This window comes from Flagellimonas alginilytica (assembly GCF_042134605.1).
In the GTDB taxonomy this organism is placed as follows: Bacteria; Bacteroidota; Bacteroidia; order Flavobacteriales; family Flavobacteriaceae; genus Flagellimonas; species Flagellimonas alginolytica.
This window is the reverse complement of record NZ_CP169638.1, coordinates 1,809,556-1,823,008: the sequence shown is the minus strand read 5'-3', so window position 1 is coordinate 1,823,008 and position 13,453 is coordinate 1,809,556. Positions and strand designations below refer to the sequence as shown.

The 13,453-nt window shown below is 42.2% G+C and carries 14 protein-coding genes; 1 reads left to right on the top strand and 13 read right to left on the bottom strand.

The genetic code is table 11. The features are described 5' to 3' along the window. Positions 1-82: 82 nt before the first annotated feature. The 13 genes from ABTP35_RS08080 to ABTP35_RS08020 all read right to left on the bottom strand — a co-directional run bounded on the left by ABTP35_RS08080 (position 83) and on the right by ABTP35_RS08020 (position 12,346). Positions 83-496, bottom strand: coding sequence for a DUF6691 family protein (locus ABTP35_RS08080; RefSeq protein ID WP_293297443.1), 414 nt, complete (start codon positions 494-496; stop codon positions 83-85). Next, positions 493-1,050: a YeeE/YedE family protein gene (locus tag ABTP35_RS08075; protein ID WP_252078769.1), complete on the bottom strand. Its 558-nt coding sequence runs from the start codon at positions 1,048-1,050 to the stop codon at positions 493-495. Before ABTP35_RS08075 ends, ABTP35_RS08080 begins: the two co-directional genes overlap by 4 nt. 59 nt (positions 1,051-1,109) lie before the next feature. After that, on the bottom strand, positions 1,110-1,313 hold the full coding sequence (locus tag ABTP35_RS08070) for a DUF2892 domain-containing protein (RefSeq protein WP_252078768.1): 204 nt from the start codon (positions 1,311-1,313) through the stop codon (positions 1,110-1,112). Between the two features lie 10 nt (positions 1,314-1,323). Beyond that, positions 1,324-1,629: a hypothetical protein gene (locus ABTP35_RS08065; protein WP_224835745.1), complete on the bottom strand. Its 306-nt coding sequence runs from the start codon at positions 1,627-1,629 to the stop codon at positions 1,324-1,326. 103 nt (positions 1,630-1,732) lie between these two features. Beyond that, positions 1,733-4,927, bottom strand: coding sequence for an efflux RND transporter permease subunit (locus ABTP35_RS08060; RefSeq protein WP_293297450.1), 3,195 nt, complete (start codon positions 4,925-4,927; stop codon positions 1,733-1,735). 17 nt (positions 4,928-4,944) lie between these two features. Beyond that, a complete protein-coding gene (locus tag ABTP35_RS08055) occupies positions 4,945-6,036 on the bottom strand; it encodes an efflux RND transporter periplasmic adaptor subunit (RefSeq protein WP_375334512.1) in 1,092 nt (363 codons plus the stop codon). 7 nt (positions 6,037-6,043) lie between these two features. Beyond that, a complete protein-coding gene (locus tag ABTP35_RS08050) occupies positions 6,044-7,348 on the bottom strand; it encodes a TolC family protein (RefSeq protein WP_293297455.1) in 1,305 nt (434 codons plus the stop codon). Between the two features lie 154 nt (positions 7,349-7,502). Continuing rightward, on the bottom strand, positions 7,503-7,637 hold the full coding sequence (locus ABTP35_RS08045; RefSeq protein ID WP_262902823.1) for a hypothetical protein: 135 nt from the start codon (positions 7,635-7,637) through the stop codon (positions 7,503-7,505). Positions 7,638-7,644: 7 nt separating this feature from the next. Continuing rightward, positions 7,645-9,102: an FAD-dependent oxidoreductase gene (locus ABTP35_RS08040; protein WP_293297461.1), complete on the bottom strand. Its 1,458-nt coding sequence runs from the start codon at positions 9,100-9,102 to the stop codon at positions 7,645-7,647. 120 nt (positions 9,103-9,222) lie between these two features. Next, on the bottom strand, positions 9,223-10,260 hold the full coding sequence (gene cydB / locus ABTP35_RS08035) for a cytochrome d ubiquinol oxidase subunit II (protein ID WP_224835750.1): 1,038 nt from the start codon (positions 10,258-10,260) through the stop codon (positions 9,223-9,225). 4 nt (positions 10,261-10,264) lie between these two features. After that, on the bottom strand, positions 10,265-11,638 hold the full coding sequence (locus ABTP35_RS08030; RefSeq protein WP_293297466.1) for a cytochrome ubiquinol oxidase subunit I: 1,374 nt from the start codon (positions 11,636-11,638) through the stop codon (positions 10,265-10,267). Positions 11,639-11,770: 132 nt separating this feature from the next. After that, positions 11,771-11,899, bottom strand: a complete 129-nt coding sequence (locus tag ABTP35_RS08025; RefSeq protein WP_262902824.1) for a hypothetical protein — start codon at positions 11,897-11,899, stop codon at positions 11,771-11,773. Between the two features lie 252 nt (positions 11,900-12,151). Further along, a complete protein-coding gene (locus tag ABTP35_RS08020; RefSeq protein ID WP_313791036.1) occupies positions 12,152-12,346 on the bottom strand; it encodes a DUF2892 domain-containing protein in 195 nt (64 codons plus the stop codon). A gap of 223 nt (positions 12,347-12,569) precedes the next feature. On the opposite strand from ABTP35_RS08020, the gene ABTP35_RS08015 reads away from it, so the two are divergent. Beyond that, entirely contained in the window at positions 12,570-13,445 is an 876-nt protein-coding gene (locus ABTP35_RS08015; protein WP_293297469.1) for a sterol desaturase family protein, read from the top strand. Positions 13,446-13,453: the final 8 nt, after the last annotated feature.

Genomic DNA, 13,453 nt, shown 5'->3' with positions numbered 1-13,453 from the left:
TTGCATCGAACAAAGCTATAGGCCAGCACCCAAGCTGCCATTCATATTCGTTAATCGACCCAAATATCCCGTTAAGGCAACACTAATGTGGTAATTTCCCTCTTAAAACCCCATATACAAAGGCACCCAGCAATGCACCAAACAAAACAATGACCATGGGCCAATATCCTGCTCCGACCAAAATATAAATTGGTCCCGGGCACGAACCTGCCAGGGCCCATCCCAATCCAAAAAGCGTACCTCCCCATATATATCTTGCAAAGGATTTTTCCTTATCCGGTATTTGGATGATTTCCCCTGAAAATGATTTGACCTTGGATTTTTTGATCCAAAAGACCAAAACAACACCAATGGTCAAAGCTGATCCGATAATACCGTACATGTGGAATGCATCGAACTGAAACATTTCATAGATCCTAAACCATGATGCTGCTTCGGATTTATACAAGACCACTCCTAAAAACGAACCTAAAAGGATATACACTAAACGCTTCATACCGCAAAAATTAAAGGGAACAGTAAATGAACCATGATCAATCCCCCAACAAAAAATCCGATTACGGCAATCAGGGATGGTCGCTGTAAATTACTCAGACCAGAAATGGCGTGCCCAGAGGTACAGCCGCCAGCGTAGCGAGTTCCAAAGCCTACCAAAAAGCCCGCCACCAAAAGTATCGCCCAAACTTTAGGATCGGACAAGGATTCTAGTGCAAACAGTTCTGTGGGCAAATAGGCTTTACCTGCGCTTTCAAAACCCAGTTCGTTGAGCTTGGCTACCGTATCGTCCGAAATATCCACGGCAGGATTCGGTGAAAGTACGTTTGCACCAACAAATCCGCCAATTACAGACCCCAGAACCACCAAGAGGTTCCATCGTTTTGATTTTATGTCAACTTTGAAATAATCCGAGTATTTCCCCGCTCCTCCGATAGAACATAGGGTTTCGAGGTTGGAGGACATTCCAAAACGTTTGCCCATTAATATGAGCAGTGCCATGATAATGGCAATAAGTGGGCCGGCCACATACCATGGCCAAGGTTGATACAGCATTTTCGCGAGGTTTTTAAACAAAGATCACGAAAATGCTTTAGATATCAAATATGGATGGACTAGCAACAATCCTTATCGGAATCGGGGACCCCGAACTTCTTCAGAATATCTTCCAGTAAACACCATTTGGTCAACGATGACTGTAACAGGTTGGCCCCTACAAAAGCCGTAAACCACAGCCAATTTTGACTTACATAAATGGCCAAAAGCAAACTGATCAATATAAAGCTTCCTGCTACTCCTCTTACAATTCTATTTTTCATGTTCGATGTTTTAAACGGTTCTTTCAATTGGGACTTCTACAGCCCTGATCGGGTTCGTTGTTTCACTTTCGGTATTGAATTGCTCGATCATTTTGAACAATTCGGTTACTTTTTCCTCTTCGGTAAAAGAAAAATACATGTTCGATGCTGCACCGCCTCTTTCGCTAGGAAACCAACTACTGGTGTACATTAAGGGTGCCGCTTTTTTAAAACCATCGATATCCGATCCACTAAAGCTTTCCACTCCGGCCTTTTTAAATAATTTGAATACTTCGTTCTTATATTCTTCGACCGTGGTAACAATGATCATTTTCATGTGCTTATTTTTAAAGTTTTTTCAATGGTCACATGGAACCTTTGACGACTAAAATAATCTTTGCCGTGTGTCTAAAGATTATTTTAGTCATGTCGGTTTCATCTTAGTTATAATTTTTACGTTCAATCATATAATACACCAATGGCACCACCAAGAGCGTCAGTACGGTAGACACTATTGTTCCTCCCATAAGTGATATGGCCAATCCCTGAAAAATAGGGTCGAACAAAATCACAAAAGCTCCAATGACCACGGTTCCTGCGGTCAATAAAATAGGAGTTGTACGTACGGCTCCTGCTTCTATAACAGCCTGCTTTAATGGAACATCTTCTTTGAGCCTTAAGTTGACGAAATCAATAAGCAATACCGAGTTCCGTACCATAATACCAGCCAAGGCAATCATCCCGATGAAGGAGGTTGCCGTAAAAAAGGCGCCCAACATCCAATGTCCGAGCACAATCCCGATCAAGGAAAGCGGAATGGCCACCATCATCACCATGGGTGCTTTAAAATTTTGGAACCATCCCACGATCAACATGTAAATGATCACAATTACACCGAGGAACGCAATTCCCAAATCCCGGAATACCTCCAAGGTGATCTGCCATTCCCCATCCCATTTAACAGTATAATCATCCTCAAATTGCGGTTGTTCCATGTACAGTTCGTTGATGGAATATCCTTTGGGCAACTCCAATTGATTCAATTTGTCCGTCATGCCTAAAATGGCATAGACCGGGCTTTCCAATTCCCCCGCCATATCCGACATAACATATACTACTCTCTTTTGATTCTTCCGGTAGATGCTCTTGGCCTTTGTCCCCTCTTTAATGGAAACCAAATCACCCACGGACACCATGTTGCCCTGTTGGGATTTTATTTTCAATTGTTTGATTTTATCCAAACTGGATTTATCCTTTTCACTTACGGACAAAACAATTCCGATTTGATCAAAAGAATCTTCACGATACATATGGGATACCGGCTGCTCACGGAAAGCCATGGCCATCACCTGAACAATTTGTTGAGGGGTAACCCCGTACAACATGGCTTTTTCCTTATCAATCACAAAATCATACTCCACTTGGTCATCCTCTACCATCCAATCCACATCAACAACGTCAGTAGTATTGTTCAAAATGCCCTTTACCTTATCGGCCAAAGCAATCTGTTTGTCATAATCGGGACCATACACCTCAGCCACAATGGTGGAAAGTACAGGAGGTCCCGGCGGCACCTCAACTATTTTGATATTGGCATGGTATTTTTTGCCCAACTCTTGGATTTTTGGGCGCAACAATTTGGCAATATCATGGCTTTGTTCGCTCCTGTCGTGCTTATCCACCAGATTTACTTGAATATCGGCCATATTACTACCACCGCGTAAATCATAGTGCCGTACCAAACCATTAAAGGTTATCGGTGCCGATGTGCCCACATAGGTTTGATAATTCACCACTTCGGGTCGGGTGGATAAGTAAGCTCCGATTTCCTTAGTTACGGCAGCCGTTCTTTCCAACGTGGTGCCTTCGGGAAGATCTATCACCACCTGGAACTCGTTCTTGTTATCAAAAGGCAACATTTTCACCGCTACCGATTTGGTAAAGAACATGGCCACGGAGGCGATCAACAAGAGAAAGGTAATGCCCAAGAATAGCCATCTTTTTTTACCACTCTCGATCAAGGGCCTTTCAAATCGAGCATACGCCTTATAGATGAAGGTATCTTGAATTTCTACAGGCTCTTTTTCCTTTTTCTTCTTTTTATCTTTTTCCCTTAGGAAGATGTATCCCAAATACGGGGTTATGGTCAATGCCACAAACAATGATAGCAACATTGCAATGGATGCTCCAATGGGCATGGGTGACATGTAAGGGCCCATCAAACCAGAAACAAATGCCATTGGCAATACAGATGCAATAACCGTAAAGGTGGCCAAGATGGTGGGGTTACCTACCTCGTTGATGGCATACAGAGCGGCATCCTTGAACGGCAAGCGTTTCATTTTAAAGTGACGGTGCATGTTCTCCGCGATAATAATGGAGTCGTCCACCACGATACCGGTTACGAACACCAAGGCAAACAAAGTAATTCGGTTCAACGTATAATCGAGCATGTAATAGCTCAACAAAGTCAAAGCGAAGGTAATGGGCACGGAAAGGAACACGACCAATCCACCTCGCCAACCCATGGCCAACATCACCACAAAGGTCACGGCGATAATCGCACCGATCAAGTGCATCAACAATTCGGATACCTTTTGCGAAGCAGTTTGACCGTAATTACGGGTTACCTCAACATGTACATCATCAGGAATCAGGGTTGTTTTTAGGTGCTCCACTTTCTCCAACACCACGTCGGCAATCTTCATGGCATCCGCACCTTTTCTTTTGGCAATCGAAATGGTTACCGCTGGGTATTCCGATTTAAATTCTTCTGACTTTTCACTAGCGGCCCCAAATCCAAGGGAAACATAGTTTTTGGGCAGCTCGGGACCATCCAAAACGGTGGCTACCTGCTTTAAATATATGGGCTGACCTTGTTTTGTGCCCACAATCAGGTTTTTGAGATCTTCTTTTGTTTCCAAAAAATTTCCCGTGCTAATGTGGAACTCGGTATCGTTGGAAAGGAAATTCCCAGCATCCATTTGCTGGTTATTGGCTTTAATCATTTGGGCCACGGCCAACATATCGATGCCCGATTCGGCCATTTTATCCTTATCCACCACCACACGAAGTTGGGGACTACGTCCGCCTATCTTCTTGGTGATGGAAACCCCGTTAACTTTTTCAACCTCATTGACCAATTCCCCAGAAATCTCTCGTAACTGAAAATCAGCATATTCATCGCTCCACAGAGTAAGTGCGAGCATGGGTACATCATCGATCGCACGGGTTTTTACCAATGGCATGGTTACTCCGGCGGGCATTTGGTCCATGTGCTTGTTGATCTCGTCGTACAAACGCACCAACGATCTTTCAATATCTTCCCCTACGTAGAACTGTACAATGGCCATCCCCTGCTCTTGCATAGATGTTGTGTACACGTACTCTACACCTTTAATGTTGGATATAATTTTCTCCAGGGGTTTGGTAATCCTGGATTCCACTTCTGTTGGGCTAGCCCCGGGATATCCCACAAATATGTCCGCCATGGGCACGTCTATCTGTGGCTCTTCTTCCCTTGGGATAAGGAAGGAACTGTACACCCCAATGACCATGAACACGATCATTAGGAGCACCGTTAATTTGGAGCTGATAAACCCTTTAGCTATTTTTCCTGCAAGTCCGTCTTTCATTATTAACTTTTTTTGGGCTATTGAATACTTACTTTAGCTCCGTTGTACAACTTTCCTTCGGCCGACACGATATACTGATCTCCTTGGGACAAACCAGATAATACTTCCACCTCATCTCCATAACTCTCTCCCAATCGCAACCAGCGTAAAAGCGCTACATTATCCTGCCCTAGCGTATAAACACCTGTTAGTTGGCCTTTGTGCACCAAGGCTTCGGACGGAACGGTAACAACTGTTTTACCATCGCTCTCCATTTCCGCCTCGAGCCTAACAGTGGCATACATACCTGACAAAATCTTGGCATCCGTATCGTCCAAGCTTACTTTCATTACATATTGTCCGCCTGTATTTTGTGCCGAGGCACTCAACTCGGACACTTTTCCAGCAATTGTGGTATTCAATGCTTTAACCAAAATGTGGGCTTTGGTTCCAACTTCGATGGCTGAAATGCTGTTCTCCGCAACTTTGGCCTCTACTTCAAACCCTGTTGTTGGGGATTCCACAGAAACCAACGGCACCCCTGGGTTGGCCATATCGCCTTCGTCAATATAGGTGTTGGTGACCACGCCATTGAATGGGGCCCTGATGTTGGCATAAGCAAACTGGGAGTTCACTTCGTTCTTCATTTGGCTTGCAGCTTCCAATCTGGCTTTTGCCATTTCATAACGGGCGGTCATATCATCCAACTCCTTTTGTGAAGCACTGCTTTCGTTAAAAAGGTTCTGGAACCTTTCATAATCTTTCTTGGCATTGTTAAATGCCACCTGTACTTCGGTAATGGATGCCTCCACTTGTGCTTTTTTGGCGCGTAGGTCCACGTTGTTGATAGAGATCAGCAAATCTCCTTTATTTACCTTCTGACCTATTTTCACAGGGATGGATTCCACATGGCCCATCATTCGGGTGCTCAAATTGGCACTATTCACGGCTTTAATCTGACCACTTCCTGCCAATATGGTGGAGGTATCGCCTATGGTTACTTCGCCGATTGTTACCGGTACTGCTTCCGTGTTGTCAGCCGGCTGTTTTTCATCACTTCCACAACCTATAAGCAAAAAGCCCAAGGAAACGGTCAACATAAAACTTTTATATATCGTAGTGTTTTTCATCTTGCAATTATTCTTTGGTTAAAAATGTTAATAAGGATTGTGCTTGATTGTATTCAAATATGTTTTGATAATAAGCCAATTGCTTTTCGGCATAAGTGGCTTCAGCCATTAATAAATCGGTTGTTTTTTCCAATCCTTCTTTGAATCTATTGGTGCGTATCCTTAATGATTCTTCGGATTGCTCCATAGCCAATTTTGAAGTCTGGAGCCTGCTCTCGGCATTTTCGACCATCCGCTTGGTGCGTTGTAGCTCCATAGAGCTTTTGGCGACGTACTGCTCGTATTCTTGTTTTGCTTTTTCATAATTGGTTTTGCTCTTTCCTGCTTTGGAAAAGCGTTGAGACCCTTTAAACACATCCCAACTTAAACTTGCCCCTATAATATATCCGTTCGCATCGGCCCGGAATATTTCGTCATCGTACATTTCATAACTGGCGAAAGCATTCAATCTTGGTAAAAAGGTCATTTTATCGGCTTTCATATTGGCTTTGTAAGCTTCGGACACTAGGTCCATTGCCTTAACATCGGCCCTATTTTCCAGTGAGCCTTTTAAAGTTTCTCCTGGTCTGACTGGCACCAATTCTTCTGATGGTTCATAAATAACACCCCCATGTTCGTTCATTAGAAATGCCAAGTAATCCGAAGCATTTTGCACGTTGCTCTTGGCTGTCTTCAATTGGTCCGATACTTCCGTTACCCTCACTTTCACCTCCAACAAATCGGCTTTTTGAAGCAGACCTTGGTCATAACTGTTCTGTGCCGTGTTCAAATTGGCATTTGCAGCTTCAAAAGCTTTCTGCAACACGGCTACGGCTTGGTGAGCCAGTTGTAATTGACCATAGGCCTTTTGGGCTTCAAAATTGAGATAGTCCCTGGTCCGCATGGCTTGAAGCTCCTTGGCCTCCATGGTGGTCTTGGCCGCTTTACGCTGATAGAAACCATCCAGGTTGATCAAGGGTTGTTCCACTGAAATTTTTGTGGCATAGTTCTCAATCTGATCGGGGTCGTTCAACAAATCAGGGTTAAAATCGGCCTGGGTCAAAATCTCTTGGTTGAGTTTGGAACCAAATGCCATTAAAGGATTTGTGGTCGCCAATCCAGTATGTGAAACCGATATCTGCGGCAAAAAAATGGAATTGGAAAACCTATAATCATATTTGGCCATCTTGGCCTCATATTCGGATACCTTGATACTGGCATTGGATTCCTGTACCTTGATCAGGACGTCTTCCAAGGAGATTCCGACATGCTCTTGGGCAAAAAATTGACCCTGAGCAAAAAAGAATATCATTAATACTAATAATCGCTTCATATACCTAATTGATTTGAAGCAAAATTAGATTTGCAGCCAGACTTACACAGTAACATGAGTTACCGAGAATATCGCATAAAAAACCTCAATACTGGGTCCGTTAAGAGGTATACTCCTGTATTGAGGCAATTTTAGTTCTGAGACCTATTTATTATTATGCGTCTCGGGTTCCACCGTGACCTCCCGCCACTACGACCAATACTTTGATGCTCAAATAAATGAACTTGAAGAATTGGATTATAGGGTTCATCATTGTAAATCGTTTGTATTTGGATATTCTGCGTGTCATAACTAATCTATTCAGGAATTAACCACCAAAAAGGTTTCATTTTTGCTTTATAAATAAAGGCATAGTGCAATGCCAGTTTCAACCAGTGGCCTGCCAAACCAATGGTACCAAAAGTCTTGCCCAATTTTCTGCCCTGTGTATCGGGATATTTGTTGTAATCGGGAACAATCGGAAAGGTAGTAATACTCACACCGCTACCCTTGGTCATTCCAAAACCTGCGGATGCAATACAAGCGGCACCCATATTGCCCATAGATCCTTTGTGATGCATTTTATTGCTCGAGTGTTTGATCATATCTATAATGTTATCGGCCACCAACTTTGCGGTTATCCCCGAAGGCATACCTGTTCTGGGAGGCGCCGGTGTAATATCCGTACCGTTCTTGCTCTTTCTTGGTTTGGATATACTGTGTGGCGGGGCAAAGGCAATTCCCGGCGCAAAAATATTGGGGTAAGACGGATTTTGATAGGTTTCGGGCCAGTCCTGAACACTCCATTCCTCGTACGGTTTTGGGGTGTAATCGGCATCAACGATCATAAATCCCCTAAAAAGTTTATCCGTAATATCCGCCCCTTCTTTATTGTAGGCTTTAAATCCGTGACCGGAAAAAGCAGGTATGAGCATGGCGAAATCGTAGGTTTTTTGTTTGTGATCACCATCCAAGTTCTCGTAATGGACCAATCCGTCCTCTACCTTGTTTACGGCTGCTCCCAAAATCCAATTGATACCACGATCCTCAAAGATCATTTCCACCATTTCATTCGACTTCATAATGTTGCTTCCATAGCTCATTAGCATGCCATCCATTCCAAAGTCTCCAAGATGGTATTCGTTGGAAATCCAAGTAATTTCGGCCATATCCCTGACCTTATGTCTTCTGAGTTCTTGTTCTACATTTAAAATGTACTCAAAAGCAGCTCCTTGACAGGTTGATTTGGCATGGCCCGTTCCGATCAATATTTTAATCTTTTTACCTTCCTTCATTTGTTTAATTAGGCCTTCCAAGGCAATCCAAGCTTCTTGTGCATGGGTGTAGGTACAAACGGAATGTGCTTTGTTCTTACCCGGTGAGAGTCCTTCGGTTCCTTCAAAGTTGAGTTTTGGTCCTGTGGCATTGATCAAGTAATCGTAGGTAACCTTTTCAGTCGTTCCCTTTTCATCACCAGCGACATATTCTGCCAAAACATAGGGTCTTGGTTCGTTATCATCACCTTCTGGATGAAAACTTATCGCTTTGGCCTGTTTATAATCAATTTGCTTTTTTTTGTAAAGAGGTGCTAATGGGAACAGAATATCCTTTGGTTTCATTCTCCCTATCCCTACCCAAATATTGGATGGGATCCATTGATAATTACTGTTTGGTGAAACTACCACAACCTCATGCTCCTTGGAGAGCTTTCTTCTAAGATGGGAGGCAGCAACATGGCCTGCAATACCAGCTCCCAAAACAACTATTTTGGACATTTTTTCTATGATTTACCCAAATGTAATGGTACCCAAGGAGATATAAAGTGACTTAAGTCACACACAAAAAAGAGCACTGTGCTTGATGCTCTTTTTTTAATTGGAACAAAAAATCCAAAATCAATAACTGGTCTCGTCCAATTTTACTTTTCCCCAAAAGGTCTTGTACACAAAAATGGTATAGAACAGCACCAATGGAGTTCCAATGGCCACTATTACCATCATAATCTGTAAGGATTTTGTTGAAGATGCTGCATTGTAGATGTCAATATTATATTGTGGGTCTATCGAAGAACGCAACAATACCGGATATAGTTCCACTGCTACCAAAACCAATAAAAAGGCAATGGTCAACGAGGAAAACAAAAACGCGGATTTATACCTGCGCTTTTCGGCCAACCTGGGTACGTTGGCAATACTGAGAAAGGTAAGCAAGGGTATAACAAAAAGTGCCGGATTACTTTTAAAATCGTCCGACAAATGGGGAATATAGATCAAGGTATAAAGGGTGGTCACCGCAAAACTGACCATAAAAAATATCATTCCTCTTTTTAAAAGGCGTGTTAACTTGGCGAACAACCTGCCCTCGGTCTTTAAGAGCAAAAAAATGGCGCCGTGTGCCATAAAAAGTGACAACGTGGTAAATCCCGTCATTAGAGCATATGGGTTTAAAAACTCGAACAGCACACCCCCTTGGTATTGGTAATTCTCCCCTATTGCAATTCCTTGTAGCACATTGCCCAGTACAACCCCCAACAAAAAAGCCAGCATAATACTGGACACACTGTAGCTAACATCCCATAGATTTCGCCACCACAACATCGGCTCTTTGCCCCTAAACTCTATGGATATGGCTCGGAATATAATAAATACCAAAAACAGCATAAAAGGAACGTAAAGGGACGAAAACATGGTGGCATACATAACAGGGAACCCAGCAAAAAGAGCTCCACCACCAATCACCAACCAAACTTCGTTACCATCCCACACCGGTCCAACGGCATTTAAAGCGATCCTGCGACTGTTCTCTTTCTTTAAAAAGAGATGCCATGCCCCGGCACCAAAATCAAAGCCGTCCAGTATGGCATAGCCGGAAAAAAGACCTCCTACCACCAAAAACCACCATGTGGGATAATCCAATCCTAAAAAAGTTTCCATAATCTTATTTCATCATATGTGTTAGTGTTCCCCCGAAAGGTGTATCATCGTTTTCCGATTCATCGTATGGCCCATGTTTTATTTTTTTGTGCAACAAATAAATAAACAGCACGAACAAAAGGCTATATACAAAGAAGAACAGAATGAGGGAAAACAAAATTTGATTGTCGGACACTGCTTGCGAAAATGCCTGATCTGTTCTTAAAAGACCGTAGACCACCCAGGGTTGTCTACCCATTTCAGCAGCAAACCAACCGACCTGATTGGCAATTTGAGGCAGAAAAACTGCAAATACAAAAATCCACAACAGCCATTTTTTATTGAACAATTTACCTCTCCACCATAAAAAAGTGGCATAGAGGGTCAAAAATATCAACACCATACCAATGGCCACCATTATATGATAAAACTGAAAAACGGCATTCACTTGGGAAGGTCGCTCATCTTCGGGAAATGCATTGAGACCGGTTACCGGAGCATCAAAATCATATTCCAATAAAAAGGATAAACCTCCGGGTACCTTTAACCCTATTACTTCCTGCTTATCTTTATCCACCCATCCCAAAATATACATGTCGGCAGGGGCGGAGGCTTCAAAATGTCCTTCCAGTGCGGCCAGTTTAGCGGGCTGGTTTTTTGCCACACCATCTGCTGACCGGTGCCCTGTGAACAACTGTCCCAGAGAAAATACGGTGGCAACTACCAGGGCTATTTTGAAGGCTTTTTTGGAAATTTCAACATATTTCCCTTTGATAAGATAATAGGCATGAACGCTCATGACCAAAAAGGCTCCGGCCAAAAAGGCTCCAAGCCAAACATGCGTCAATCGGTCTACACTGGACGGATTGAACACCATGGCCCAAAAATCTGTGATTTCTGCCCTAGCATCGAACCCCTCACCAACTATATGAAATCCAGCAGGAGTCTGCTGCCAGCTATTGGCAACTACGATCCAAATAGCGGAAAACATGGACCCCAAAAATACGCCGATGGTCGAAACCAAATGTACCCAAGGCTTGACCCTGTTCCATCCAAAGAGCAAGATGCCCAAAAATCCACTTTCCAAGGCAAAGGCAAAAATTCCCTCCGCTGCCAGCGCACTTCCAAAAACATCGCCAACAAATCTGGAATATACGGCCCAATTGGTTCCGAATTCAAATTCCATAACAATACCTGTAACCACACCTATACCAAAGGTCAAGGCGAATATTTTGGTCCAAAATCGCGCTAGTTTATGGTAAATTTCCTTTTTGGTTCTTATGTAGGAACTTTCAAAAATTACAAGCAGCAGACCGATCCCAATACTTAAGGGCGGATAGATGTAATGAAAAGCAACAGTGAAGGCAAATTGAATCCGGGCGAGAATTTCGGTTTCCATGGGCAACTATTTATAGTCCAAAAATACACTAGACCGTGGTATTCTTAGGTGACCCATGTTACAAACGAAATGGATTTAACATAAAAGTAATTTAACCTATGCCAAATCCATTTCAAAGTATGTGGTTAGTATTTATTTTTTACCACTGTTCATCATGGCCAAAACTGCAACTATCAACACGACGACCACTAGGGCAAACAGACCTATCATCCAGATACCGTTTTCCCAAACTACCAGAGGAATATTTGTAAGTGCTTTCACAATGTATTGGTTTTAATTTTAAATCAAATTTAATTGCTCCGATCTGTTCAAAACATGATATTACTCATAAATGCTGGTTCCAACAGGTTTCCAATTATACATTTTTACCTTTCATCAATATATTCCGATACAAATAAAATAGTCATATTCTTTAGGCCAATCCCAATGATCCTTCCCTCAAACACCGTTATTCTCAAAATAAAAAAGCCGTTCGAAATCGAACGGCCTTCCTATATCAACCAACCAAAAAACCTAATTTTTGACCTTACATGTACGTATTCCAAAAAGGGTATACAAAGGACAAAAACTAACTAAGCTTGTTAAAACAAATATGGTAGCCAAAGCTAGCAACACATATGCCAATGTTCCTGTTATCATATTAAAGTAATATAATGCACCAACTATAAGTGCAAGTACAATTCGGATTGCGCGGTCTGCTCCGCCCATGTTTTTTTTCATAATCGTTAGTTTATGATTTGCTCCTTACAATGCATCAAAAAAATAAAATGATTTATATCCGAAGCATGTATTTTTGATTTACAGGGCACTATTCCAAAAATATGGTCTCTTTAAATGTTTTAGCGTAACATGGGTTACATAACCGTTATTTTTTTAAAAGTATTTTTAAGTTTGAATCAGTTTTGCCCTTTGCAAACGACTAAGTACACCTATGTTGGAATATTTTGAAGCTTTAATCAATGGTTTTTTGGGTACGGTCCGTTGGACATGGAAGTCCATCCTTTTTGATGTTCCTTGGTACACCAATTATTTTTGGGGACTTGTCTTGATCTCTTTGTTGGTATGGGCTTTGGAAATCCTTTTCCCTTGGCGCAAAGAACAATCCATTTTTAGGAAGGACTTTTGGCTGGATGCTTTCTATATGTTTTTCAACTTTTTCATTTTTGCCATAGTCATCAGTGGAGTTTACAAATTCCTTGGTGTGCTTTTTAAGGACGTGGGAATCAGTAGTACCTCGCTGACCATAATCGACATCGGTCATTGGTCCCAATGGGCCCAACTGCTCGTATTCTTTGTGGTATTGGACTTTGTCCAGTGGTTTACCCATGTGCTTTTGCACAAATACCCTGTGCTTTGGCAGTTCCATAAAGTACACCATAGTGTAAAAGAAATGGGGTTTGCCGCACACTTAAGGTTTCATTGGATGGAAAATATTTTATACAAACCTTTAAAAACATTGGGGGTAATGGTCTTGGGCGGGTTTGAACCTGAACAAGCCTATATTGTTCATTTTGCGGCAATTACCATTGGACATTTTAATCACTCCAATATAAAACTGACCTACGGCCCTTTAAAATATATTCTTAATAATCCGGTAATGCACCTGTACCATCATGCCTATACCATTCCAAAAGACTCCTACGGTGTAAATTTCGGAATAAGTCTAAGCATTTGGGACTACATCTTCAAGACACATTATATCCCCGAAAGTGGCGGAAAAATAAAACTTGGTTTTCCTGGTGATGAAAACTTGCCCAAAGGATTTTGGGGACAATTGTTATATGGCTTTAAAAAGCCAAAAAAATAAACGGATTG

What these genes read in the sequence shown, in the direction of transcription:
- ABTP35_RS08080 (WP_293297443.1), bottom strand. Translation starts at nt 496, where the DNA reads ATGAAGCGTTTAGTGTATATCCTTTTAGGTTCGTTTTTAGGAGTGGTC.
- ABTP35_RS08075 (WP_252078769.1), bottom strand. Translation starts at nt 1,050, where the DNA reads ATGCTGTATCAACCTTGGCCATGGTATGTGGCCGGCCCACTTATTGCC.
- ABTP35_RS08070 (WP_252078768.1), bottom strand. Translation starts at nt 1,313, where the DNA reads ATGAAAAATAGAATTGTAAGAGGAGTAGCAGGAAGCTTTATATTGATC.
- ABTP35_RS08065 (WP_224835745.1), bottom strand. Translation starts at nt 1,629, where the DNA reads ATGAAAATGATCATTGTTACCACGGTCGAAGAATATAAGAACGAAGTA.
- ABTP35_RS08060 (WP_293297450.1), bottom strand. Translation starts at nt 4,927, where the DNA reads ATGAAAGACGGACTTGCAGGAAAAATAGCTAAAGGGTTTATCAGCTCC.
- ABTP35_RS08055 (WP_375334512.1), bottom strand. Translation starts at nt 6,036, where the DNA reads ATGAAAAACACTACGATATATAAAAGTTTTATGTTGACCGTTTCCTTG.
- ABTP35_RS08050 (WP_293297455.1), bottom strand. Translation starts at nt 7,348, where the DNA reads ATGAAGCGATTATTAGTATTAATGATATTCTTTTTTGCTCAGGGTCAA.
- ABTP35_RS08045 (WP_262902823.1), bottom strand. Translation starts at nt 7,637, where the DNA reads ATGACACGCAGAATATCCAAATACAAACGATTTACAATGATGAACCCT.
- ABTP35_RS08040 (WP_293297461.1), bottom strand. Translation starts at nt 9,102, where the DNA reads ATGTCCAAAATAGTTGTTTTGGGAGCTGGTATTGCAGGCCATGTTGCT.
- cydB (WP_224835750.1), bottom strand. Translation starts at nt 10,260, where the DNA reads ATGGAAACTTTTTTAGGATTGGATTATCCCACATGGTGGTTTTTGGTG.
- ABTP35_RS08030 (WP_293297466.1), bottom strand. Translation starts at nt 11,638, where the DNA reads ATGGAAACCGAAATTCTCGCCCGGATTCAATTTGCCTTCACTGTTGCT.
- ABTP35_RS08020 (WP_313791036.1), bottom strand. Translation starts at nt 12,346, where the DNA reads ATGGGCGGAGCAGACCGCGCAATCCGAATTGTACTTGCACTTATAGTT.
- ABTP35_RS08015 (WP_293297469.1), top strand. Translation starts at nt 12,570, where the DNA reads ATGTTGGAATATTTTGAAGCTTTAATCAATGGTTTTTTGGGTACGGTC.